At 43.1% G+C, this 23,633-nt stretch carries 23 protein-coding genes; 11 read left to right on the top strand and 12 right to left on the bottom strand.

All coding sequences use genetic code 11. From position 1 onward, the window contains the following. Positions 1–213, bottom strand: a 213-nt coding sequence (locus D6D85_RS05610; protein WP_125671089.1) for a TIGR00304 family membrane protein, incomplete at its 3' end; no start/stop codon positions are given. 206 nt (positions 214–419) lie between these two features. Between D6D85_RS05610 and D6D85_RS05605 the strand changes: the two genes are divergently transcribed. The 6 genes from D6D85_RS05605 to D6D85_RS05580 all read left to right on the top strand — a co-directional run bounded on the left by D6D85_RS05605 (position 420) and on the right by D6D85_RS05580 (position 6,843). Then, complete coding sequence (locus D6D85_RS05605; RefSeq protein WP_125671088.1) at positions 420–1,613, top strand: DUF401 family protein; 1,194 nt, start codon at positions 420–422, stop codon at positions 1,611–1,613. 134 nt (positions 1,614–1,747) lie between these two features. Further along, positions 1,748–2,644: a CPBP family intramembrane glutamic endopeptidase gene (locus D6D85_RS05600; RefSeq protein WP_125671087.1), complete on the top strand. Its 897-nt coding sequence runs from the start codon at positions 1,748–1,750 to the stop codon at positions 2,642–2,644. Between the two features lie 50 nt (positions 2,645–2,694). Beyond that, positions 2,695–3,318, top strand: a complete 624-nt coding sequence (locus D6D85_RS05595; protein WP_125671086.1) for a DUF3782 domain-containing protein — start codon at positions 2,695–2,697, stop codon at positions 3,316–3,318. A 413-nt stretch (positions 3,319–3,731) separates the two neighbouring features. Next, on the top strand, positions 3,732–4,898 hold the full coding sequence (locus D6D85_RS05590) for a hypothetical protein (protein ID WP_125671085.1): 1,167 nt from the start codon (positions 3,732–3,734) through the stop codon (positions 4,896–4,898). Positions 4,899–5,078: 180 nt separating this feature from the next. Further along, positions 5,079–5,465, top strand: coding sequence for a DUF5518 domain-containing protein (locus D6D85_RS05585; RefSeq protein ID WP_125671084.1), 387 nt, complete (start codon positions 5,079–5,081; stop codon positions 5,463–5,465). A gap of 124 nt (positions 5,466–5,589) precedes the next feature. Continuing rightward, positions 5,590–6,843 (top strand): ATP-binding protein, encoded by a 1,254-nt coding sequence (locus tag D6D85_RS05580; RefSeq protein ID WP_125671083.1) that lies wholly within the window; start codon positions 5,590–5,592, stop codon positions 6,841–6,843. A gap of 30 nt (positions 6,844–6,873) precedes the next feature. Here D6D85_RS05580 and D6D85_RS05575 read toward each other — a convergent pair whose 3' ends face one another. The 3 genes from D6D85_RS05575 to D6D85_RS05565 are packed head-to-tail and all read right to left on the bottom strand — an operon-like array spanning position 6,874 to position 9,109. Further along, a complete protein-coding gene (locus D6D85_RS05575; RefSeq protein ID WP_125671082.1) occupies positions 6,874–7,638 on the bottom strand; it encodes an ABC transporter permease in 765 nt (254 codons plus the stop codon). A 5-nt stretch (positions 7,639–7,643) separates the two neighbouring features. Continuing rightward, the gene (locus D6D85_RS05570; RefSeq protein WP_125671081.1) at positions 7,644–8,633 is read right to left on the bottom strand and encodes an ATP-binding cassette domain-containing protein; all 990 of its coding nucleotides are present in this window, start codon (positions 8,631–8,633) and stop codon (positions 7,644–7,646) included. Beyond that, positions 8,630–9,109: a PadR family transcriptional regulator gene (locus D6D85_RS05565; protein ID WP_125671080.1), complete on the bottom strand. Its 480-nt coding sequence runs from the start codon at positions 9,107–9,109 to the stop codon at positions 8,630–8,632. Before D6D85_RS05565 ends, D6D85_RS05570 begins: the two co-directional genes overlap by 4 nt. A gap of 156 nt (positions 9,110–9,265) precedes the next feature. On the opposite strand from D6D85_RS05565, the gene carA reads away from it, so the two are divergent. Both carA and carB read left to right on the top strand, forming a co-directional pair. Beyond that, positions 9,266–10,450 carry a glutamine-hydrolyzing carbamoyl-phosphate synthase small subunit gene (gene carA / locus D6D85_RS05560; protein WP_125671079.1) on the top strand — a complete coding sequence of 395 codons (1,185 nt, stop codon included), beginning with the start codon at positions 9,266–9,268 and terminating at the stop codon, positions 10,448–10,450. After that, the gene (gene carB, locus D6D85_RS05555; RefSeq protein WP_125671078.1) at positions 10,437–13,667 is read left to right on the top strand and encodes a carbamoyl-phosphate synthase (glutamine-hydrolyzing) large subunit; all 3,231 of its coding nucleotides are present in this window, start codon (positions 10,437–10,439) and stop codon (positions 13,665–13,667) included. Before carA ends, carB begins: the two co-directional genes overlap by 14 nt. 69 nt (positions 13,668–13,736) lie before the next feature. Here the strand turns inward: carB and D6D85_RS05550 are convergent, their stop codons facing one another. The 3 genes from D6D85_RS05550 to D6D85_RS05540 form a co-directional block, all read right to left on the bottom strand. Next, positions 13,737–14,447, bottom strand: coding sequence for a helix-turn-helix domain-containing protein (locus D6D85_RS05550; protein WP_125671077.1), 711 nt, complete (start codon positions 14,445–14,447; stop codon positions 13,737–13,739). A 354-nt stretch (positions 14,448–14,801) separates the two neighbouring features. Then, positions 14,802–16,208 (bottom strand): hypothetical protein, encoded by a 1,407-nt coding sequence (locus D6D85_RS05545; protein WP_125671076.1) that lies wholly within the window; start codon positions 16,206–16,208, stop codon positions 14,802–14,804. Continuing rightward, entirely contained in the window at positions 16,195–16,788 is a 594-nt protein-coding gene (locus tag D6D85_RS05540; RefSeq protein ID WP_125671075.1) for a hypothetical protein, read from the bottom strand. The genes D6D85_RS05545 and D6D85_RS05540 overlap by 14 nt, the downstream gene beginning before the upstream one ends. 63 nt (positions 16,789–16,851) lie before the next feature. On the opposite strand from D6D85_RS05540, the gene D6D85_RS05535 reads away from it, so the two are divergent. Further along, on the top strand, positions 16,852–17,421 hold the full coding sequence (locus D6D85_RS05535) for a helix-turn-helix domain-containing protein (protein WP_125671074.1): 570 nt from the start codon (positions 16,852–16,854) through the stop codon (positions 17,419–17,421). Positions 17,422–17,630: 209 nt separating this feature from the next. On the opposite strand, the gene D6D85_RS05530 is transcribed toward D6D85_RS05535, so the two are convergent. Continuing rightward, positions 17,631–17,981, bottom strand: a complete 351-nt coding sequence (locus D6D85_RS05530; protein ID WP_125671073.1) for a type II toxin-antitoxin system VapC family toxin — start codon at positions 17,979–17,981, stop codon at positions 17,631–17,633. After that, positions 17,968–18,195 carry a hypothetical protein gene (locus tag D6D85_RS05525; RefSeq protein WP_125671072.1) on the bottom strand — a complete coding sequence of 76 codons (228 nt, stop codon included), beginning with the start codon at positions 18,193–18,195 and terminating at the stop codon, positions 17,968–17,970. The genes D6D85_RS05530 and D6D85_RS05525 overlap by 14 nt, the downstream gene beginning before the upstream one ends. 238 nt (positions 18,196–18,433) lie before the next feature. Between D6D85_RS05525 and D6D85_RS05520 the strand changes: the two genes are divergently transcribed. Continuing rightward, complete coding sequence (locus D6D85_RS05520; protein WP_237558766.1) at positions 18,434–18,697, top strand: MoaD/ThiS family protein; 264 nt, start codon at positions 18,434–18,436, stop codon at positions 18,695–18,697. A gap of 99 nt (positions 18,698–18,796) precedes the next feature. Here the strand turns inward: D6D85_RS05520 and D6D85_RS05515 are convergent, their stop codons facing one another. Then, the gene (locus D6D85_RS05515; protein ID WP_125671070.1) at positions 18,797–19,903 is read right to left on the bottom strand and encodes a radical SAM protein; all 1,107 of its coding nucleotides are present in this window, start codon (positions 19,901–19,903) and stop codon (positions 18,797–18,799) included. A 63-nt stretch (positions 19,904–19,966) separates the two neighbouring features. Here D6D85_RS05515 and D6D85_RS05510 point away from each other — a divergent pair, with 63 nt between their 5' ends. Beyond that, complete coding sequence (locus D6D85_RS05510) at positions 19,967–21,862, top strand: aldehyde ferredoxin oxidoreductase family protein (protein ID WP_125671069.1); 1,896 nt, start codon at positions 19,967–19,969, stop codon at positions 21,860–21,862. 22 nt (positions 21,863–21,884) lie between these two features. Here D6D85_RS05510 and D6D85_RS05505 read toward each other — a convergent pair whose 3' ends face one another. Both D6D85_RS05505 and D6D85_RS05500 read right to left on the bottom strand, forming a co-directional pair. Further along, positions 21,885–22,361 (bottom strand): 4Fe-4S dicluster domain-containing protein, encoded by a 477-nt coding sequence (locus tag D6D85_RS05505; RefSeq protein ID WP_125671068.1) that lies wholly within the window; start codon positions 22,359–22,361, stop codon positions 21,885–21,887. 1 nt (position 22,362) lies between these two features. Then, entirely contained in the window at positions 22,363–23,457 is a 1,095-nt protein-coding gene (locus tag D6D85_RS05500) for an FAD-dependent oxidoreductase (RefSeq protein WP_237558765.1), read from the bottom strand. Between the last annotated feature and the right edge of the window lie 176 nt (positions 23,458–23,633).

The raw sequence follows: 23,633 nt of genomic DNA, 5'->3' as shown, positions 1-23,633 counted from the left end.
TGCTATCATGAATATCAGGGTTATTACCATAAGATCTCTTGCTATCCTCTGGTTTGTGCCAAAAACTATCGGAAACGGGCCTATTACAAGGACTCCTCCTCCTTCTACCTTTCCTCCCTCTCTCAAGCTATGCAGAAAGAGGAGCAACATACCCACTGTTATCAGGAAAAAGGCAGCTATAATCAGAAGAAATGTTAGGACAGCTATCTCCATCTCACTTATTGATTCTTTCTCCCTTAAAAATCTTATGATCAGTTGAGAGTTCTCCGATGAAGCTTAAAATTCTAGAAAAATAAATGCAATTTTCTTTCCTTATATTAAAGTATTAGATTGAGCCGAAGATATATTCCAATAAAGCCAATCTCTCCGCGATCCTTATGCAAAATATTTTTAAAGAAGGATGAAAGTGCCGGCATCTGATGATAGATCCCGTCCTCAGCTTCGCTATATCTATAGCCTTACTCATAGGACTTCTGATAGCGAAGCAGGAAGTTCATATAGCTGTCCTGGCCTCAGCAATATCATTTGGAGTCCTAACGCTTGGAATATCGTTTCTTGAATCAACTTTCAGGGGTATATTCTCGAGAAGCACTCTCTCCCTCATAACAGCTTTCTCATCTGCCCTCTTTCTCTCATATATGATGAAGGTAAGTGGGATACTTGATAGAATCACAAATTTTGCCGTCAGCTTGGGCCCCAGGTTTGCCTCTATATTCATTCCAATCCTGATAGGTCTCATACCGATGCCTGGAGGAGCGCTGGTATCAGCAATGATGATGAAGGAGCACTATATGGAGAAGCAGAAGTTAGATAGCGACTTTGCTACTTTCATAAATTACTGGTTCAGACATGTAACTATACCAGTATGGCCTATATTCCAATCTATAATAATAGCATCAGTGATTCTCAAGACATCTGTAGTTAGGATAATAGAGGCCACATATCCTGCTGCTATAGCATCGTATGTTGCTGGTCTTCTCCTCTTTGCCTTGGGGATCAGGAAATTCAGCAGCTCATTTGAAAGAGAGAAGGTTAGCTACAGAGCTTTGATGAATCTCTGGCCCTTCTTGATTTTAGTGATCCTCATCTTCATAATCAGACTCTCAGTAGATCTATCTCTCCTTATATCCGCATTAATAGTGACCATATATACCAGGCCCTCGAAAAAGGAGGTAAAAGAGGGGCTGAAATTTGCCCTCTCCTTCAAGATATTAGCTGTGGTAGTTGCTGTGACTATGTTCACTCAATATGTGTACGATAGTAACGCTGCTCTAGCTCTATACAACTTCATGGTATCGAGGAGCATACCAGCTCTCTCGCTCTGCTTTCTGATAACCTTCATAATAGGGATAACAACTGCTGGAGAATACGTTTACACAGGCACAGCATTCCCATTGCTGAGCGAGATAATAGGAACTTCCTCTAATATAAAGGATATCTTTCTGCTGATAAGCTATACTGGTGGCTATCTCGGAGTTATGCTCTCTCCAGTTCATCTATGCCTTGTTCTAACGTTGGAGTATTATAAGGCGAGGTATTCCGGAGTGTACAAGTACTTAGTGCCTGCAGTGGCCATAAGCTTGATCCTCACTATCCTTATATCCCTACTGTAGCTCGTCCTAGGATGAATATAGTAAATCAAGTCTTTCTGGAGAATTTTTCGAGAGATCTAATGAATATCATTCAATAGCTCTAAGCTTAACAGCAAGTTTAATATCCTAGATAAGAGGAAAGCGAGGGTGAATTCGTGAGCTTAAGATCTTTAATTTCAATTTACATAGTTGTGTCATTTGGACTTGCTCTTATCTTGGATCTAATTCTCTACAACTCATTAATGACAGGAGGCCCTTATAATCCCCAGAATGCCCTTATGAGCAGCTTGGCTGCAATGGTATGGGGTCTCCTGAGGATGTATGCTCCCACTGCTGCAACAGCTTTATGTCTGCATCTCGAAGGACGAAGCATCAGGGAATCCATTAAAAGATATGTAAATTTCAGCAGGAGGACGATAAAGCACTTTCTTCTAGCCCCTCTTATAGTATATCTTGCATTTGGAATATTCCTCCTGCTATCGGCAGTTCTTGGCGTGCTATCCATCGAGAAATTTGTGAGAATAGCCGTAAAGGAAAGCGGAGGGCTTATAAATGAGGATTTTGCGAGGATTTTACTAATAGCACAGCTTATTGTTGGCTATCCAGCGGCTATCACGATAAACTCCATATATGCCCTGGGTGAGGAGATAGGATGGAGGGGCTATCTCTTCGACCTCATGGGCAGAAAAGATGACCTCAGGAGCACTGTTGTTATAGGATTCATATGGGGCCTCTGGCACTCAACAGCCATAGTTCTGCTAGGGCACAACTATCCCTCTATTAGAGCTGCTGGAATTCCCCTCTTCACCATCATGTGCATAGTTTTCACAACATCCATGCTCAGACTCACAGCCATATCCTCAAGCATCCTTCCTGCTGTCTCCCTTCACGGAGCTATAAATGCGATATGGGGAATGACGTTGTTCGTTGCCTTTCCCGGCGAGATGGTACCAAATTCCTTGGATGAGATCTATGGAGGTCTTGGATTAATTGGAATATTTTCATGGTTGATAACAGCAGCGATAGTGCTTCTAGCTACAAAAAAGAGATGAACAGAAAACATTCATCAAGATTTTTATATAACTTCTTTCTTTAAGGAAGGATGGAAAGCAAGCAGAAACTGAGAAGGGAGTTCATAGAGCTCCTAAGGACAGATGAGGAGTTTAGACTGGCAGTTAGAGGGCTAGTAGGACTAGATGAAATATTAAGCAGGCTTGAGAATATTGAAAAGAGGATAGAGGAGCATTCAAAAGTAATAGAGGAGCATTCAAAGGCGATAAAGACCCTATCGGAGAGAGTTGAGGAACTTGCTGTTGCAATCGGGGAGCTAAAGGTTGCAGTTGGGTTCCTTGGGAGGAGGTGGGGAACGGATCTTGAGAAGACTATCCTGAGAATATACAAACATGCTCTTCAGGAGAGGGGAATAGAGCCGGGAGAAGTGCAGAAGTTCACATACAAGGACATAGATGGCAGATATTGCAGAAAGGGCACGAGGCTCGACCTAGATGTTTATATACATGATGAAAAAACATACTTCATAGAAGTTAAATCTCATGCGCAGCTAGATGATGTCGAGTGGTTCAAGGAGAAATCCGAGATAGTTAAGAAAATACTGAGCAGAGAGCCTGAGAAGCTTATCCTGGTTGCTGTTAATCTGGACAGAGATGCTTATGAGAGGGCGAGGGAACTGGGGATTGATACAATATATGGCGGATTAGTAGAGTAGTCATAAGATAGAAATATTTATAAAGGAATTAAAATAAGCGTCAATTTTATTAAAAAGAACTCATAGTTCTGCTCCATAACCAGTTCATGGGGATGAACCTGTGCACTTTACGATAGTAGGCGATTTTCCAAGCTTTATGACTCCTGTCATAGATATACCGCTGAAAAAGCTGGAGAAGGTGGCTGATAAAGGCATTTTACCGCTGTGACATCTCCTCAGTTTAGCCATGACAGGTTTCACGGCTGCTAAATGCTCATCAACCGATGAAGTTCACTGGGATCCACCTTTCCGAGAACAGCGAATCTAATCAGGATTTTTGAGATTCAAGCAGGATTATGCAGTTGTTATTTTTACAAGCTGTTTCTAAACGAAAAGAATTTAAGGAAGTGCACTGAATTTCTGTAGATAATATGATGATGATTTCCAAGGCAACAAAATTTGCTATCCTCCTTCTTGTGATGATTCCGACAATTCTGGTTTACTCTCCAGATCTTAGCGGCAAAAACATAGTGCCACTTCCGGGGAAGGGATTTTACCTGCAGACAGGCCTGATAGATCTGCATGATGGAGCTGATGTAAAGATACCATGGCCCGGGTTCTCCCTCCATGTGCTGAAGGTGAACACCTCTCATGGCATGGGATATGCTCTTGTCAGAATGGATGGCCCAGGAGGAGCAGTTGCCTACATGAACATCTCAAGAGGGTTTGTGTTCAACGGAAGTCAGTATGGCAGCACCGGAAGTTTATATGTAATAATCACCGGAGATGTCAGAATAAGGGTGGGAGATCACCGGGGGATCCCTTACTTCAGAGTCGTGGACAGCAGCAATAACTGGATAAAACTGCCTGATAGAATACTTGCAAACATAACATCAGCTAATTTCACGGCAAATGCCACAACAGATGAGATAGCTTCATCCTACCCTTATTTCATTGCAAAGACAGGGGCGGCTGCTAGGCTTAACTCAACCACCTATCCTGTGAGAGCATGGGGTGTCTGGAATGTCTCTGGGGACTCAAGAGGATATGCATACATATGGTCCCCTGAGATATTCCCTTGGTTCAATGGGAGCGTTGTCTCCTATTTTCTCCCCAGTTATGACCAGATATATGTGTTCGGCTCATTTGAGAAGGCAGCTGAAGCAGTGGAGCTGCCATGCACATCAATTCTCAACTCGCCTTATTTTACAGTATTCTCTGCAGTTGATGCTAACAGCGCCAGGACGTACTTTCAATCACCTGCATTCTCACCGACTGGAAATGTGATAGTTGGAGGACCATTTGTCAATTATCTCAGTGCCAATGCTGCTTCATCATCGGGAGTTAGCTTTACAAAGGATAAGATGATCGTGAATGGATCTGTTTACGAGAGCAAATGGCAGAAGACAGATTATGCAATCATACTGCTGAAGAATGGGAGGATATATGCCATGGGAACACATAGGTATGGGACAAAAGCTGCCCTTCTTCTTTTATCGGAGAAGCCAGTTTTCAATTCCTACATTATTATTAAGTGGGAGGACTTAAACGGAAATGCGGATGTCGAGAGGAATGAGATAACCTTGATTGCCAAGGTCTGACATTAAGTAAATTTATATCTTAATTTACAATGCTTTTATCAAGAAGCATTGATAAAAGTTATTAAGTTGATCTAGAAGTTTCTTACCACCTACTAATTTTGAGAAGTTCAAGGAAGACCTACAGAAATAATTTAAAAATGCTAAAGAGCTTTATATAGAAATTGCTGTGTAAATTTAGCGTTGATTGGAGGAAGGCTTCTCATAGGCATTCTAGTGGGTTTTGTCCTGAACTCCCTCCTAGAGAGCGCACTTCCAGTGATCGGCAACTTTATCGCAGGATTCGTGGCTGGGTATATTGCAATCAGACCTATAAGGGGATTAATAGCAGGTTTTATCTCGGGAATACTAAAAGGCCTGATAATTGGACTTATCTTCGCTTTTGCCTTTCGATTGATATCTTTCATCCTGCCCTTTTTGGCACCATTTTTCGAAATGCTACAATATGTCTCTTTAATAGGTTTTGTCTCAGAGAGCCTGAGAAGCGCCCTGTTAAGCGCTATTGGTGGATTTATAGGCGGATTAATACGATCAAAGTATCCTTTATACATCCCCAAGATGAGGAGGTAGCGTTATTTTCGAGCGACTAAAGAATTTATTCGTAATATTTAATCGAATAATGTGAATTATTTCCCGAATAAATTTCCCCCTTAAAGGGTAAACTTTTAATTATAGTTTCCCCCTATATGGTACAATGGATCTGAAAAGATACATGCTAACTAAGAAGGAGAGCATAAGGGATCTGAGAGTTGAGAACAGAGATATAGAGGCTAAGGAGAACAAAAACTTCATAATATCGGTGATAGGGCCGAGAAGAGCTGGAAAAACCTACTTTCTTTACAACTTGATCGGAAGAAGAGAGCTCAGCGATGAGGACTTTGTCTTCCTGAACTTCGAGGAGCCTATAGAGATTAAGGAGCTCGATGAAGCAATAATTTCACATTATGAAATATATGGAAGGGAGCCTTCTTATATATTCTTGGATGAAATTCAGGGACTCAGAGACTGGGAGAGGCATGTTTACTCCCTTTATGAGAGAAAGAGGTATTACATCTTTGTCACCGGGTCATCGTCCAAGCTCTTGGGAAGGGAGATATCAACTCAGCTCAGGGGGAGGGCTCTACCTCTCTACGTATTTCCATTTTCAATATCTGAGGTATTAAGAATAAATGGAATAAAGATAAGAAAGCACTACAGCTCATATGATGTGGCTAAAGTTAGGCATATCCTATCCTCATGTCTGAGGAGGGGATTCTTTCCAGATATAGTTCTCGGAAACGTGGATCCTCTTAGGTTCTTCAGGGAATACATAGACCTCGTAATTTACAAGGACATAATAGAGAGGTTTGGTATAAGGAATAGACATGCGCTGGAGTTCTTCCTGAGGTCCTGCATTTCCTCCAATGCCTCCACATTCTCTGTGCACAAGGTTTTCAATTCTTTGAAATCTCAGGGAGAGAAAATCAGCAAGAAAACCCTGTATGCATTTCAGAGGATTGTTGAGGATGTGAACTTTGGCTTCTTCCTGAAGAAATTCGGGTGGAGCAGGAGGAAAATAGAGTTGAGCATGCCAAAATTTTACCTAGTTGACAACGGAATTTACTCCTTCATGGAGCGAGAGGAACTTGGTAAGCTTCTTGAGAACGTTGTGTTCCTCGAGCTCCTGAAGAGAGGGCTTTTTCCGAATGAAAACATATTTTACCTCAGCTTCAGAGGATATGAGGTGGACTTCTTGGTGAAGGAAGGGGGAATAAAACTGATGCAGGTCACTTATGCCTCAGGAAGGGATGAGATAGATAAAAAGGATGTTGAGGCCTTGATAAAGGCTGGAAGCATATTTAAATCGAATGAGCTGCTTTTTGTGACATGGGACTATGAGGATGAGCTCCTTCACGAGAACAGGAGGATAAGGCTTGTGCCGCTTCGGAAATGGGTTTCAGAAATTTGATGTGTACATTCCATGTTTTATCTAGAAAGTTTAGTCAAGAGTGCTCCTGTTGAACACCCTGGCCGATAAGAACGTAAATATTGTTGTGAGCAGCAGGAGCACTGAAAGGCTTACATATATGGGCAGCGATGAGATCCCAGTCATGAAGTATCTTGTCAGGTCCACGGAGTACGTAAGCGGATTTATGTAAAATATAGGCTTCACGACAGCTGGGAGGTTGTTTATTGGGTAGAAAGCACCGCTCAGGAATATCAAGGGGAATATGAGGATATTTGCTATCAGCTGAAAGCCCTCAGGACTCCTCATCTTTGATGCTATTGCTATTCCCAAGCTGTTGAACATTAGTGAAGTTATAAAGCACGATCCAAGTGCAAAGAGAAGTCCTTCTATTTTCAGCGATGGCACAATAGCATACATTAATATTATTATTAAAAATGATTGAATAACTGATGTTATTGAATCCCCTAGGGCTCTGCCCAGTATTGCATAAGTCCTGGATGCAGGAGCGACCAGAACTTCCTTCAGAAAGCCGAACTCCTTGTCCCATATCACTGATATTCCCCCTATGAAGCTTGAGGAGAAAGCCGTCATCACAGCTATTCCAGGCGCTAGAAAAGCAAGGTAGTCAACTCCTATCGCTGCTGACATCCCCCTCATAGAGGCGCTGAATCCCATCCCGAGGAAAAGGAAGAACATCAGCGGATTTATTATTGTGCCTAGAACCCTTGATCTAGCCCTAAAATATCTTCTCAACTGCCTGTACAGCATGGCATAAACTATGTTTCTCTCATTCATTCAGATCACCTCATCCTGTGCCTCATCCTGATTCCCTCTCTCCAATCGGCCTCCTCATCCCTTATCTCTCTTCCCGTGTAGTGAAGGAATACATCGCTCAGCGAGGGCTGGGTGTACTTTATCTCCTCTATTCTAATTCCCATCATGCTTGCTGCCTCAAAGACTGTTGGTATAACCTTGGAGGCATTGTTAACGCTGAGAGCTAAGACCCCATTCAGCTCCCTGTGACTTATTATCATTCCATTATTTTGAAGTCCTTCTAGCAGTCTTGCAGCACTGCTGTGATCCCCAACCCTTATGTAGATTACATCCCCTCCAATTTCCTGCTTCAGCTCATCAGGGCTACCAATTGCCACTATTTTTCCATGATCTATTATAGCTACCCTGTCGCAGAGCCTTTCAGCTTCCTCTATGTAGTGAGTGGTGAGAAAAACGGTGACTCCTGCCTCTTCCCTGAGCCTCTCCACGTACTCCCATATCTTCGCCCTGGTCTGGGGATCTAATCCTATTGTCGGCTCATCCAGAAAGAGTATCTCAGGCTTGTGCATAAGGCCTCTTGCTATCTCAAGCCTCCTTATCATCCCTCCACTGTAATTCTTGACCTCAACATCCCTGAACTTGGTGAGCTCGGCAAACTCCAAGCTCTCCTCAACCCTTCTCCTCAGCTCCTCTCCTTTCAGCCCATATATCAGGCCATGTATGTAGAGATTTTCCCATCCAGTGAGGTTCCTGTCCACAGAGGGATCCTGAAAGACTATTCCTATCTTTTCCCTGACCCTCACGGGATCTTCAACCACATTATAGCCGGCAACATATGCCTCACCGCTTGTCGGCCTCATTAAAGTCACCAGTATGTTTATCGTTGTGGTCTTTCCAGCTCCATTTGGCCCTAGAAATCCGAATATCTCTCCCTTTCTCACATCAAAGCTTATCCCATCGACAGCTGTCAAGTTGCCGAACTTCTTAACCAGATTCCTGACTGAGATGGCACTCATCTTACATCACCCAGTATCCTGCTGAGATCTTGGATAAGCCTCCAGAATGCCCTTTTCACCTCATCCCTCTGCTCCTCCGTCATCCTGTCGTACTTCGAGGCAAGCTCCTCGAGAAGAGGAAATATATCATGAGGGACCATCTTTTTCACTATCTTCATCCTACCAGCTTTCTCCATGAAGCACCTAAGCTTATCCTCATTTTCCTCAAGATACCTGATCCCCTCCTCTGTTATACTATAGATAGTCCTCTTTCCAGCTTTCCCCGATCTCACAAATCCCTTGTTCTCCAGAAATTGAAGAGTAGGATAAACAATTCCAGGACTTGGGGGATTACCTCCAAGCACATCCCCTATCCTCTTCATGATCTCATATCCATGAAGAGGCTCCTCTTTTATTGCATCAAGCACTAGAAGCCTGAAGAAACCCTTAACGGGAGGCTTGTGAAACATGATATCTACCGATACATCTGAAGACACACTTTGTATAAAAACCTTTTGTGGAGCATTAAGGGACTCAAGCCTAGCAAGAAGTCAGAGGCATAGTTCTACATGTAACACATAAAGGTATCTTTTGAGCTACCTATTACATAAAATATAAATATACGCTGATACAGTAGCCACAGGGTTAATGGTATGTTCAAGGGATTTTTATCAATAAAGCAGCTGCCACATCTCAAATGTGAAACAGGGTTAAAAGCCAGACTTTTACTGGAAAATGACGAGGCTGTAGAGGGCTGTGGCTTTGGAGCTAAAGGTGTTAAAGTGGGCGAGGTTGTCTTCTCAACAAGTATGACGGGATATACAGAGGCCTTGACGGATCCAAGCTATGCAGGTCAGATACTGGTTTGGACGCACCCCATGGTTGGTTGTTATGGTGTTCCAGCAGAAGATCATAGCTATTGTGGTGTTCCACTGAATTATGAATCAGATAGGATCCAAGTTGATGGCTTTATCGTAGCAGAGCTTCCACCGCCCAACCACCACCTTAGTGTTTGTGATTTGAACAAATGGCTTGCAAAAAGCAATATACCGGGAATGTACAGAGTTGATACTAGGGCACTTGTCAAGAAAATTAGAGAGAGAGGAGTTATGATGGGCGTTCTAGCGGTATTCAGTGAAAGAGATGAAGTAGGATGGGATGTTCTGGAGAAGAAGCTAAGAACTGCTGAAAGATATGACTCAAAGGACTTCACATGCAGGGTCTCACCAAAGACCGCTGTGGTACATGAGCCCCTGTCAAAGCCTGTGGCAACGATATCAGTCTTGGACTGTGGATTAAAGTATGGAATTTTAAGGTGGCTTCTGAGATATGGATTTAGAATAGTTAGATTTCCCTGCTGGGCCAGACCGGATCAGCTATTGGATGGTTTTCAGGGTATAGTAATAAGCAATGGACCCGGAAATCCAGCACTCCTGGTAAATCAGATAAAGACCGTGAGGGAAGTAGCGGAGTCAGGAGTACCCGTACTTGGAATATGCCTTGGGATGCAGTTGCTATCCATTGCGTTTGGTGCAGAGACATATAAGTTGAGATATGGCCACAGAGGACCAAACAAAGGAGTTGTTGATATGACCACGGGTAGAAGTTACATAACTACGCAAAATCATGGTTATGCAGTTGATGAGCAAAGCCTTAACGAGGCAGCTTTTATGCTATGGTTCAAAAATATAGATGATAAATCTGTTGAAGGGGTTATACATAAAAAACTGCCTATCATTGCAACACAGTTTCATCCGGAGGGTGGAGCAGGGCCTCATGACACAGCGTGGGTTTTTGAACTATTCAAAAAACTGGTGCAGAACCATGGAAACAGTTAGAAAGGTTCTTGTCATAGGTTCCGGTCCCATCAAGATCGCCGAGGCAGCAGAATTCGATTACAGTGGTAACCAGGCACTAAAAGCACTGAAGGAGGAGGATATTGAGGCTATATTAATAAATCCAAATATAGCAACTATTCAAACTAGTTATAAGTTTGCCGAAAAGATCTACTTGGTGCCGCTTAGGCCAGAGTTCGTGGCTAGGGTGATAGAGGCTGAGAGGCCTGATGGAATCATGATTGGGTTTGGTGGGCAGACAGCATTAACTATTGGTGTAAAGCTACATGATAATGGTATTTTGAATAAGTATGATATCAAAGTTCTAGGAACACCCATAGAGGGCATTAGGAGGGCTCTGTCTAGATCTTTATTCAGGGAGACTATGACCAAGAATGGTATACCAGTACCTCCAAGCAGCGCCGCTACCTCAATAGATGGAGCTCTAGAAATTGCCGAGAAGATAGGCTATCCTGTCATGGTTAGAGTAAGCTTTAACTTAGGAGGAGCTGGGAGTTTTGTTGCATGGGGGAAAGAAGAGCTTGTAAAGAGACTTAGAGCTGCATTTTCCCAGTCCGAAGTCGGAGAAGTTCTCATTGAGAAATATCTGCATCACTGGAAGGAAATAGAATTTGAAATTGTCAGGGATTCCCATGACAATGCGGCTGCAGTTGCATGCCTCGAGAACTTGGATCCCATGGGCGTCCACACAGGAGAATCGGTGGTAGTTGCACCCTGCCAAACTCTCACAGACTTTGAATATCAGCTCTCAAGAAATTTGTCTATAGCTACAGGGAGAGCGATTTTTCTAGTTGGTGAGGGCAATGTTCAGGTAGCCCTAAACCCTCAGAATAGCGAGGAAGTTTATGTGATCGAGACAAATCCAAGGATGTCGAGGAGTAGTGCTTTAGCCAGTAAAGCAACTGGATACCCTCTAGCTTACATAGCTGCGAAACTTGCCCTCGGTTATAAGCTATATGAAGTCCTGAATAGGGTTACGGGCAGGACATCTGCATGCTTTGAGCCAAGCTTGGACTACATTACTGTAAAGATATCCAGATGGGACCTGGATAAGTTCTCCTGCATAGATAGATCCCTAGGGACTGAGATGAAGAGTGTTGGTGAGGTCATGGCGGTGGGCAGGACATTTCTAGAGGCTGTGCAGAAAGGCCTGAGAATGCTCGACATAGGAGAGCCGGGTCTGGTAGGTGGGGAGATATATGAAGATGATTCCATCTCACTCAATTATGTCTTGGAGAAGATACAGAGGAGAGAACCCTACTGGCCTATTTGGATAGCTAAAGCAATGAAATATAATGTTGATATCGATACACTCTACAATATGACGGGCATTGACAAACATTTTCTAAAGCAGATAAAGATTGCAGTACAATTCTATGAAAATTTAAAGAGACTTAGAAAGCATCCCAGCAAAGTGAATGAAGATCTGCTCAAGCAGTTAATCGCCGAAGGAAAGAGGATGGGGTTCAGCGATGAGCAGCTGGCAAATGCCCTAGGTGTTGATGTAGACAGGCTTAGAAGGATGAGGAAAGAATTCAGCATAATACCTGTAGTCAAGCAGATAGATACGCTTGCGGCCGAATGGCCCGCCCAGACAAACTATCTCTATATGACATACAATGGCTGGGAACATGATGTAAGCTCGGTAAGCGAAAAGCCCAAAATAGTTGTACTTGGCGCTGGAGGTTTTAGAATTGGCGTAAGTGTGGAGTTTGACTGGAGCACTGTGGCGTTCGCTGATGAAGCGAGAATGCTAAATTACAAAGTTGTAGTGGTTAATTGCAATCCCGAGACCGTCTCAACGGACTGGGACATGAATGAAAGATTGTATTTTGATGAAATAACTATGGAGAGAGTCCTAGATATATGCGAGTTTGAGAGACCTTTTGGCGTTGTCGCATTCCTAGGTGGGCAAGTATCAAACAATATTGCATGGGAATTAGAAAAGAGAGGTGTCAGATTGCTGGGCACAGCCGGTTACAGTGTTCACAGGGCTGAAAACAGGGTGCTTTTCAGCAAGTTACTGGATGAGCTCGGGATAAAGCAGCCTCCATGGACAGAAGCATCAAACATCGATGAAATTCTGAAGTTCACTGAAGAGGTAGGCTTTCCTGTGCTTGTGAGACCAAGCTATGTGCTTAGCGGTTCTGCTATGGGTATTGCATGGAGCAGGAAGGATCTCTTGGACTATATAACTAAGGCCACTAAGATATCACCGAAATATCCTGCAGTTGTGTCAAAGTTCATTAATGACGCAATAGAGTTTGAGATAGATGCTGTAGGAGACGGCAGGACAGCTATAGGAACTATTATCGAGCACATTGAGCATACTGGAGTGCATAGTGGTGACGCAACTATGTCAATACCGTTCAGAACCCTGCCTAAAGAGGCAGCTAAAAGGGCCTGCGAGATAGCCATGAGGTTGAATGAGGTTCTGAAAATCAAAGGTCCCTACAATCTGCAGATGCTTTACAGGGATGGTGAGGTGCTTGTCATCGAGCTTAATCTAAGAGCCAGTAGATCGATGCCGTTTACCAGCAAGGTCACAGGATACAGCTTGATGAGAGCTGCTGCTGAGGCCTCGCTTATGGATAAACTAAGCAGTGTACCATTTGTAGGGAAGTTTAACTTGCTACTACCGAATTGGTTTGGAGTAAAGTCACCACAGTTCTCATGGACCAGACTTAGAGGTGCATATCCATTCTTAGGACCTGAAATGAGAAGTGTAGGTGAGGCATCGGCTCTTGCCAGTACATTTGAAGAATCGCTGGTACTAAGTTGGCTTAGTGTTTCAGGAAATAGGTTGCCATCTAGAAATAGCCATATTCTTATCTATAATCCATTGAAGAATAATATAGCTGAATTAAATGAGGCTACACGTATACTTATCAATGCAGATTATAAAGTTATTACAATAGAAGGCATGGAGGTTAAAGGCGCAGATGCACTTCCTGAGGCCAAGATCCTTGAAAACCTTGTGAATAACAAGGTGGATATGATCGTTACCACGGGTTATGCGCCGGAAAAAGACTATAAGATCAGACGTTATGGTGCTGATTTAGCAATACCGCTAGTTTTGGATCATAGACTGGGGCTAGAATTGGCAAGAGCTCTGACCAAGCTTGACATAAATAAAATTGAAATCAAAGAGATGAAGAAGTTCTGGAGAAACATAACAGATATAACTGTGACTATTTAAGTGCTCCTAGGAGGCTTTTTAAAATATGCGAACTATACGTACTCCTCTTAAGCCAGGTTTTAACAACAGTTATTCCAATTCTATAAAGGAAATTACGGGCACTCTAAGCTCCTCCTCAAGTTTCGCGCACATCTTTCTGAGAGATATAACCGTAAATATCCCTGAAACATTAGCTTTAGCCTTATTACAGAGGTTTATCAGCGCTTTTATCGTTGCACCGGTTCTTATTATATCATCTGCTAGGAGCACGTAATCCCCTCTTTTTATCGTGTTCTTGGGCAGGTAGATGTACCGGTACATCCCGGAGTTGAAGACCTGCTTTATCTCTATGAACTCCCTTACACCTATCTCCTTCGTTTTCTTGGCTACTGCGACTTCTTTGCCAAGTATAGAAGCTATCTGGTATGCCACAGGTATTCCGTCTGTCTCAAATGTTAGCACCTTATCCACCTTCACGGAGTTTATCCTCTCATATTCTGAGAGAATGATATATTTTAAGAGAACTGGGTCATATATTATAAGGCTGTTATTTAACACACCGAATTCATCAAATATAATTCTATTCTTTACTTCCATTATCAAGTATTTCTTCTTGAATATATTGAGAATCAAGCGGGCTGTCTCAAGGCTCGGGATAACATGCCCATTGACATACCTACTCAAGGCGGTCGGTGGCATGTTCAGCATGGATGAGAGTTCGTTGTATGACATCGTCTTCTTTAGTATCCTCAGAGCTTCAATTGAATGGAGCCTATAGGCTAGCTCCTCAAACTTTTTCATGGACTCAGGCCCCTGTAATCACTAGAGATTCTCAGATATAAAGCTGTAGTGAAGCCATAAAATGCCTAGTTTAAGCTCCCTTATTTGCCATAAATACCGAAAACCCTTTTTGTTTATCTCTGCATATAGAATCTTTTCCTTCTCTTAGAGAATCTGCGTCAACTAGAATTAAGGGAGAATTCCCTCCTGAATTTCCTATGAGGTTTCTCTATCTCATTAAGGTGCTTCAGGCTAAGCTCTCTCAGTTTTCTGAAGGATTCTTCCCTTCTTACCCGAATGACTTCATTAATAATTTTAAAAATGCATGCTTCTGCTTAGTAACCAAGACATGATTGTATATTATTATCAAAAAAGTCATTTTGTACTATATATAAGAAAAAGAAGGTAGGAGACAGCAATTCCTATGGACATGAGTATGAGGAAAGGTTCAACTATCGTTGAAAGCCAGAAATTAGAGTAAGGGTTCGGCGAATAAGGACCAGGAGGATTAGCAAGCATATAAAGATTAGCTGCGGCTGTAGCTCCCAGCATTCCTATAAGGGACAACCAACCAAATGCCGAGGCTAGCTTTGAGCGTACATCAGCTAGGTATATCAGGAGAAGCATAACACCCCATAGTACAACTATTATATGCCAATGGCCTATGTTGTAAGAGAGCTCTGCCCAATCCCAAAGCTCGTTTCTGAACTCAGGATTAAAGAATATAGGTTTTCTCAGGCTGATAGCAACAATAGCGCCTGGCAGAGCTATGAAGGCCCATGTCCAGATGTTGCCCAGCCTAAGTCCCCAGAAAAGAAGACTCTTTGGCTCTTTGAAGCTCTCCTTAAGTCCATAGCCATGCATTAGGAATGAAAGGATGAGCGTTGAAGCTATTAAGATCAGGGCGGCTGGAGTTATTATGAGATGGGCTATCTTCCCGAAGAACCAAACAGAATATGATGCTAAAGCCATTACAAGCTCCCCAAAAATTACTAAAAGTATAGATATTTTGGCTAATTTTCCGTTCAAATTTGCCAGTTTTCCATCCAGAATCCCTATTCTGTATATGCCTATTAAGAATGTCATTGTAGTAGCTAGAGCAACCATCGTATGGAGATGGCCGGTCATTGCCCTCCAAATCTCATTATCCTCACCGAGATCTGGATTGAATCTTGCTAATATCTTCGCTCTCTCGAAGCCCTCAGCCACCTCTGAGTTAATGTAGCTGCTTCCCACATAAGCTCCTATGGCTCCTCCACCTAACAGGAGTATTAATGCGACTATTAAAGCTAGATCAAGCATCTTAGACGGTTTAAATCTCAAAAGAGTTAATAAACCAGAGGAGAATAGAATTGCGAGACCGGAGATGAAGAGACCATGCCAGAAGAATGTTCTGCTGATGTAAGAGTAAACTATTGCCCCTGTTACAGTGAAAATAGTTCCTATTAAGGTTATGTTCAGAAGATCCACCCCTACTACGTCTTTTCTCATCGAGCCGAATGCTGCCAACATTCCATAAAGAAGGACAGCAAACAAAGCATGGTAATAGTGAGCTACTCTCGCCAAGAAGAACTTTGCTCCCTCCTCATCTTTACTTATTATTTCTGCTGCATTAACTTCTGGATTGAATCTTGCCCCTGGAAGGTCTGTTGGCAGACCTATTGATGCTCTCAGCCCTCTGAAGGGAGGTGATAGCAGGACTCCCCAGCCAATTAAGAGCACAGCTAAGGTTATAGCAAGGATCATGTGAACCCTTACTGGATCCGTATCAACTCCTCCCATACAAATATATGCCTGCAGCTATTAGGAATGCGGAGAGGAATAGCAAGGGATGCAGTAGGAATATCACAGTCTCAATAGGAAGAATTGGTTTTTGAGTCATTAAGGCAGCTAGAGCTAGACCACCTATGGATATTAACAGGCCACCTAATCCTATTAAGCTTGCAGCCGGAGGAGCTCTCTTCTTTACAACCATTATGAAGGGAAGAAATATTATTATCAGGCCAGAAATCGAGTGCAGAGCTACCTCAGCTCCTGTGAATACAGGTTTATAAAAGAGCTGACCCATTGCCATGAGAAACAGCATTAATATTATGAAGATAACATATTCCCTCCAGTGATCCTTTCCAAGGATCCCCGCTGCCATGAAAGCTGGATAAAGAGCTCCAATATATGGAGTTATCGGAAGGGAAAGAGCATCTAGCTTTAAGAGAGCCAAGGCAGCTGATATTATGAGAAATGCGAGAGCCGCTATTGACCACATTGCATAAGATATCTCTTTCCTCTTGAAGTATCTATAGAGAGAAATTGAGAGCAACAAAAGGGAGGAAAGAAATGTTAATAGTTCCTCTCCTGGGAACACAATCTCACCTAGAGATTCTAGAGGGATGGAAAAGATAATTAAGTACCCTAACATGTTAGGCATATGGGAAGTAAAGAGCCGCTTGGGATGATATTTAGAGTAAAAAATAGGGAATGTAAAGTCTCCAGATTACTTAAGGAGAATGGAGTGATGGAGTTCAAGATAATAGGAATCAAGCCTTACAATGATAAGATGATTCATGCTGTTGAGATCCATGAAGGAAATATCACCAAGATTAAGATGTTAGAATCCGAGGGATGTGAGTTATGCAGACTTCTCTCATCGGATAAAGCCTTTCTGATTTCAGCAAAAGTTGAAGATGATAACATGAGATGTGAGGTAATCTTATCAAGCAGACAGGCTTTCAGAAAAATTTCATCAGTTTTAAGGACATATAATGGATTTAAGATAATCTCTATTGTCAAAGGAGCTCCAATGCTCACTAAGAGGCAGGAAGAAGCTCTTATAGCTGCCGTGAGGATGGGATACTTTGATATCCCTAGGAGGATAAAAACTAAGGAATTGGCTAAGATGCTCGGGATAAGTCAAGCTAGCCTCACTGAGACTCTGAGAAAAGCAATGAAGAAGTTGATAATGGAGCACTATAGGGATCTATTGGTTGGAGAAAGATGATTCTTTTATTTTGATCACGAACTTGAGCTCTCAAATATATAAATATTTTTGTGAAAGTAGGTGTGCCTACTGGCAGGACAGAGACAGATACATAATTTTGTGTATTAACATCGAGAGAAATGTGAAATCCAAGATCACCAAGAGATCTCTGAGCTGCCTCTACTCCCATCCTGGTGTAGATCTTCTTATGAGAGCCCCCTGAGAAAGCGCTATTTTTCTAGGATCAAGCCATATTTCTCAAGTTTTTCGAAATGTTTATAGTTTCTAGTGAGCAGCTTCATTTTCTTGGCTATAGCTGTAGCACCTATTATGAGGTCTGCATCGCTCACGATCTCCCCTCTTGACCTCAGCTTCTCATAGAGCTCACAGTACTTCAATATTACACTATTATCTAATCCTATTATATCAAAGGATTCCTCCAGAAGCCTCTTCGCCTCTTCTCTCTCCTCCTCGGAAATCCCCCTGAGATACTCCAGAGCTGTAAGAACTGATATAGCATCGCCCAGCCTTTTTCCTTCTCTCAGGGAATCTATTAGAGCATCTGTGTCAACGAGAATCAAGGGAAAACTCCCTCCTGAATTTCCTATGGGATTCTTCTATCTCATTAAGGTGCTTCAGGCTGAGCTCTCTCAGTTTTCTGAAGGATTCCTCCCTTCTTACCCGAATGACTTCATTAATAAGATCGTTTAGAAAGCTGCTCCACTCCCTCTCACCTTTAAACTTCTCAAGCCTCTCCTTTATCTCTCTCTTCACGGGTATTGTTGTGTATGTCATCACGTAATTTTTTGTTAATCACTATATAACCATTGCGGAATTGCCATAATGATTGCTTGAATGAGCCTGCAACTCTTGGATATGCAGTAAAGTACTTAGTCAGAAAATAATATATTATTAGCAAAGAGGAAACTCATAAATAATGTAACACAGGAATCTCAGCTGAGGAAAGAGTTTTTGATCACAAGTTCTGAGTTCATAAGATGCACATATAAATAATGGGACACTACTACTTGTGATGAGCGTAGAAGTAAGAGTATACGTGACTCTCAGGGAGAAGCTCGGATGGAAGAGTAAAATGGTGGGCTTGAAAAGAGAAAGGATGAAGTTTTCAGAGCTTCTTGATGAATTGAAAGATCTGAAAAAAGTGCTCGAGGATTTTGGATATGAGAATTTCATGATATTGCTTAACGGGAGGAACATAAGGCTTCTCAACTGGCTGGATACAGAGATCAAGGAAGGTGATTTCATAGACATCTTTCCACCAGCCGGAGGAGGATAACAGGATTTGTTTTCGACTGCTGAAGTAAATAATCTCCACAAGAGTTCTAAAGGCGGAATCATATATCTATTCAGAGTAAATTGCTTCTGCTGTTATTTCTCAGATAGGACAGTAGGAGAGATAGTGGAGATAGGGACAGTGTGCACAGGAGGGATTATTACCCCAGCAGTCTGCTTCATTGCTTAAGGTGAGACTGCAGTAGTTTTGAAGCGTACAGTCGAGACAAGATGGCATATACGTGAAGAGGAGCCTGAAGAACATCCTAAGGTAAGGACCTCTCCACAGGTCTATCAGCTTGCTATTCCTTATGTTGCCAAGCACTACTTCCCTTATTTTTCTCTTCACACCAAACAGCTTTGTAGACCAATTTCTGGAGTAATAGATGCAGGGAGCCACAGCACCATCACATCTGATGAACAAAGCCCTATTTGACGCAAAGGGACATCTTCTCATTGTAGTAGGCATCAAGCTGGGCTGAACAACTCTTATCCCTGTCTCAAAGTATTTAAGAGCTGCCTTCTCCAGCTCTTTCCGCAGCTTCTCCCTGCACTCAGCAGAATTCATGCATTCAAGCTCCTCATGACCTCCGGGGTAGCTTATGTAGTAACTGAACATTATTTCATGAACACCGAAAGCCCTTGCATACTCCAAGGCCTTGCTTACCTCACCAATGTTAAGCTTGTTTACCGTGAATATCGACTTTATCTCAGGTTTTACGCCTCCATTTTGTAATTTCAGATTCCTAAGTTTCTCAAGTCCCTTGGAAACTGCGGAAAAGTCTCCCATCCTCCTTATCTGGCTGTAAAGCTTTACATCAAATGCATCAATGCTGACAAACACCTCATCTATCTCAAGGCTCACCAGATCCTCCGCTATTTCAAAAAGCCTAGATCCATTTGTGTTTAGCACAACATAAAAGCCATAATCCTTCATCTTCCTCAACATATCCATTATATCCGGATGAACTGTTGGCTCTCCCCATCCGGACAGAATAATCTTTTTCACGCCAGAGTTTGATGCCTCCTCAAGCAAATGAGTGAAAAGATCCAAGTCCATTGTACATCCTCTGAACCCAATTGCTGCATTTCTGAAACAATGTACACAGTTGTAATTGCACTCTGTTGACACCTCTACCACAAGTTCTCTGGGATGAGAGCTTGGATCCAGCTGAATTAACCAATCGCTGAATTTCAACATGTTTTCCATGCGAATCCCTTCTGGGCAATAAATTTATTAGTAAGACCTTTAAAATTTTCGAGGGTGTACCCCATGGCTGTTGGAGGATACATGGGGCAGATCCTTAGAGTGAACTTGACAGAAGGAAAGGTCTCAAAGGAGCCCCTTCCGCCTGAGGATGTCCTAAGGAAGTGGATTGGCGGCAGAGGACTTGGAGTCTACCTGATGTTGAAGGAGGTAAATCCAAAGGTCGATCCACTCAGCCCTGAAAACAAGGCTATAGTGGCCACAGGGCCTCTCACAGGCGTTACAGGGATACCCTCTGCTGGAAGGTGGTGCTCTGTAACAAAAGCACCCCTCACGGGCACGATTCATGATTCCCACAGTGGAGGAAAGGCGGGTCCTGAGCTTAAATTCGCCGGATTTGATGCCGTGATAATAGAGGGAGCATCGGATCATCCTGTCTACCTCTGGATTCATGATGGAAAAGCTGAGCTCAGGGATGCCAAGCATCTCTGGGGAAAGGACACTCACGCGACAACTGACTCAATAAAGGAGGAACTGGCTCCCGCTATAGGAAAGGATGAGGCTAAGGAGATAAAGGTGATAACAATAGGGCCGGCTGGAGAGAACCTTTCGAAAATAGCATGTCTCATAAACGACAAGAGCAGAGCTGCTGGTAGAGGAGGACATGGTGCTGTCTGGGGATCCAAGAAATTCAAAGCTATAGCAATAAGGGGCCATATGGTGCCAAAAGTTGCAAAGGAGGACAAACTTGAGGAGATATCCGAGAAATCCATGGATATAATAAAGAAATCCCCTGTCACATCACAATCACTGCCAAAATATGGAACTGCCGTTCTCATAAACATAATAAATGCTCACGGGGCTCTTCCAACGAGGAACTTCAGAACAGGAGTGTTTCCAACAGCAGAAAAGATAAGCGGAGAGAGGATAGCTGAGGAGATAGTGGACTGGAAGAAGCAGGAGGAGGAAATCTGCTGGGGCTGCCCGATGGGGTGTGCTAGGTACAGCAGAATAGACAAACCTCCATTCACAGGAGAAGGAGGAGGCCCTGAATACGAGACTGACTGGGCCTTCGGAGCTCAGACAGGGACAGATGATCTAGCTGCTATAACAAAGGCGAACTTTCTCTGCAATGAGCTGGGTTTGGACACGATATCAATGGGCCACACAATAGGCACGCTAATGGAGCTTGTTGAGCTCGGGAAAGTTCCTGAGGAGAAGTTAAGAGGATTAAAAGTGACCTGGGGGAACGGTGAAGCATTAGTTGAGCTGACTTGGCGCACTGCCTACAGATCTGGTATAGGGGATGATCTGGCTGAGGGAGCACTAAGGTTGGCAAAGAAGTACAATGCACCAGAGCTTGCAATGGTTGTGAGAGGACAGGAGTTGCCTGCTTATGATCCAAGAGGAGTGCAGGGACATGGACTGGCATATGCAACTAGCAACAGAGGTGGATGCCACCTTAGAGCTTATCTGATAGCTCCCGAGGTCCTTGGAGTTCCGGAGCTTATAGACAGGTTTGCAACTGCAGGAAAGGGAAGATGGGTCAAGAACTTCCAAGATGTTTTTGCAACATTAGACAGCCTAGTGGTATGCAAGTTTGTGACATTTGCCTACTGGACTGATGTGATGGCAGAGCAGCTATCTGTTGTGACCGGATGGGATATATCACCTGCTGAGTTTGAGAAAATAGGAGAGAGAATATACAACGCTGAAAGAGCCTTCAATATAATGTCCTTCGGTGATGGTGAGGAGTATGACACACTGCCAAAGAGATTGTTAGAGGAGCCGATGCCAGAAGGACCTTCAAAGGGATATACTGTTAAGCTGAGCGAGATGCTGCCTGAATACTACAAGGAGAGAGGGTGGATAAGAGGAAGACCCACAAGGGCAAAACTAGAGGAGCTTGACCTGAAGTGGGTCAGTGATATGCTGGAGAAAGAGGGGCTCCTCTACGGTTGATACCCCTTTTTATTTTTTATCATTAGATTTTCTGAGAGATAACAGTTATTGCCTTGCTCGGGCACATCGCTAAACATGCAGGCATCAAGCCCTCGTCTCTAAGAGGTTTGCATAAATCGCATTTAGCAGGAGCTCCTTCTGGACCTATACCCAGCTTAAATACGCGGAAGGGGCATGCATAGACGCAATCCAAGCATTTATTGCACTTTGAGTAGTCTATGTAGATTACTCCATCCTCCCCTCTTATTATCGCATCTTTCTTGCATATCTTCATGCACGGGGCATCACTACAATGAAAGCATGATACCGGTCTTTCAATCCCTATCTTAGTTTTTCTGGATTTCACAAGGGATTTTCCATCATGAACGAAGCTGCATACTCTCTCGCAGGTCTCGCAATCGATGCATTTCGTGTAGTCTATCATCTTCAGCAATTTACCCAGCTTGCCGCACTTCTCAGGATCAACTAAAAGGAACTCGCACATCTCATCTTGCTTCATATCAATCACCCAAGAGCTTACCTGTTGATATAAGCTCGTCTATTGTTCTTGCTGCGAATAAACCATGTTCAACAGCTCTTCCCACTTTAGATGGCCCTGTTGCCACATCCCCTGCGGCAAATATGTTTGTTCCGGGGATTCTGAAGCTTTGATCCACTGTTATGCGTCCATCCTCTCCAACATATTTGGCTAGATCACCTGATAGAGGGTGTGTGGGTCTTTCTCCCACCGCAATCACAATGGTATCTGCCTCCAAGGAGAACTCGCTTCCCGGTATTGGCACCGGTTTTGGCCTGCCTGTTTCATCAGGTTCACCAAGTTTCATCCTCTGGAACCTCACCTCTCTTGCTATATCATCCTCAGCTATTATGCTCACCGGAGCTGCCAGCTCAATCCACTTGACGCCCATTCCTATCAGCCTGTTTATCTCAAATTCTCCGGCAGGAGCCTCTTTTTTAGTTCTTCTGTAGACTAGATAAACCTCCTGAGCACCTCTGAGCAGGCTCTCTTCTGCAGCATCTATGGCACTGAGCCCGCCTCCTATCACAACAACTCTCCCCAGCTTGGGCAGGCTTCCCTCTGCCAAATGCATGTCATGAAGATGTAGGTCTAGAAGAAACCTGAGGGCAGATATAACATTACTGGAGTTTTCTCCGGCTATATTCAGCTTGTATGATCTCCATGTACCCGTTGCTATTAGGACAGCGTTGTATTCATTGCACAGCTCATGCAGATCTTTCCTTGTTTTTGATAACTCATCGCCCTCCTCATAATTCTCCCCGGAGCAGACCTTAACTGAGAGGTTGAACTTCACTCCGAAATTTTCCTCCAGATCCTTCACTCCCTCCTGTATGTTTTCTAGGGGTATCCTATATTTAGGTATGACGAAGGCCATGAGCCCTCCTGCCATCGGCAGCTTATCATATACATCCACTTCATATCCTCTGCATACCAGATATCCTGTGGCTGAGAGACCAGCAGGACCAGCTCCCACTACAGCGATTTTAAAACCTGTCCTGCTTGTTCTTTTATTACAGAGAAATGCATACTTCATTAAACCACCTCTATCCGAAATCATTATCAACGCAAAATCCATGTCTATCTAAAATACCTTTTTATTTAAAATGCAAGAATTCTAATAGAAAATAAAGCTATATTAGCTGCACTATTCATGAAAATTTTCAGTAAAACTAATATACTGAAATTAAATTTAACAGAAATTCTTATTGCTTAAGATCCCTGTTAGCAACGATTTATTTATATTGGATCACC

Origin of the sequence: Candidatus Methanodesulfokora washburnensis, assembly GCF_003947435.1 — an archaeon.
Taxonomy (GTDB): domain Archaea; phylum Korarchaeota; class Korarchaeia; order Korarchaeales; family Korarchaeaceae; genus Methanodesulfokora; species Methanodesulfokora washburnensis.
The sequence above is the reverse complement of the archived record's forward strand: the minus strand, read 5'-3'. Positions and strand labels throughout refer to the sequence as shown.

Excerpts from the sequence above, each read along its gene's own strand:
- D6D85_RS05605 (WP_125671088.1), top strand. The coding sequence starts at position 420 with ATGATAGATCCCGTCCTCAGCTTCGCTATATCTATAGCCTTACTCATA.
- D6D85_RS05595 (WP_125671086.1), top strand. The coding sequence starts at position 2,695 with ATGGAAAGCAAGCAGAAACTGAGAAGGGAGTTCATAGAGCTCCTAAGG.
- D6D85_RS05590 (WP_125671085.1), top strand. The coding sequence starts at position 3,732 with ATGATGATTTCCAAGGCAACAAAATTTGCTATCCTCCTTCTTGTGATG.
- D6D85_RS05580 (WP_125671083.1), top strand. The coding sequence starts at position 5,590 with ATGGATCTGAAAAGATACATGCTAACTAAGAAGGAGAGCATAAGGGAT.
- D6D85_RS05575 (WP_125671082.1), bottom strand. The coding sequence starts at position 7,638 with ATGAATGAGAGAAACATAGTTTATGCCATGCTGTACAGGCAGTTGAGA.
- D6D85_RS05570 (WP_125671081.1), bottom strand. The coding sequence starts at position 8,633 with ATGAGTGCCATCTCAGTCAGGAATCTGGTTAAGAAGTTCGGCAACTTG.
- carA (WP_125671079.1), top strand. The coding sequence starts at position 9,266 with ATGTTCAAGGGATTTTTATCAATAAAGCAGCTGCCACATCTCAAATGT.
- carB (WP_125671078.1), top strand. The coding sequence starts at position 10,437 with ATGGAAACAGTTAGAAAGGTTCTTGTCATAGGTTCCGGTCCCATCAAG.
- D6D85_RS05550 (WP_125671077.1), bottom strand. The coding sequence starts at position 14,447 with ATGAAAAAGTTTGAGGAGCTAGCCTATAGGCTCCATTCAATTGAAGCT.
- D6D85_RS05545 (WP_125671076.1), bottom strand. The coding sequence starts at position 16,208 with ATGGGAGGAGTTGATACGGATCCAGTAAGGGTTCACATGATCCTTGCT.
- D6D85_RS05535 (WP_125671074.1), top strand. The coding sequence starts at position 16,852 with ATGGGAAGTAAAGAGCCGCTTGGGATGATATTTAGAGTAAAAAATAGG.
- D6D85_RS05525 (WP_125671072.1), bottom strand. The coding sequence starts at position 18,195 with ATGACATACACAACAATACCCGTGAAGAGAGAGATAAAGGAGAGGCTT.
- D6D85_RS05520 (WP_237558766.1), top strand. The coding sequence starts at position 18,434 with ATGAGCGTAGAAGTAAGAGTATACGTGACTCTCAGGGAGAAGCTCGGA.
- D6D85_RS05515 (WP_125671070.1), bottom strand. The coding sequence starts at position 19,903 with ATGGAAAACATGTTGAAATTCAGCGATTGGTTAATTCAGCTGGATCCA.
- D6D85_RS05510 (WP_125671069.1), top strand. The coding sequence starts at position 19,967 with ATGGCTGTTGGAGGATACATGGGGCAGATCCTTAGAGTGAACTTGACA.
- D6D85_RS05505 (WP_125671068.1), bottom strand. The coding sequence starts at position 22,361 with ATGAAGCAAGATGAGATGTGCGAGTTCCTTTTAGTTGATCCTGAGAAG.
- D6D85_RS05500 (WP_237558765.1), bottom strand. The coding sequence starts at position 23,457 with ATGGATTTTGCGTTGATAATGATTTCGGATAGAGGTGGTTTAATGAAG.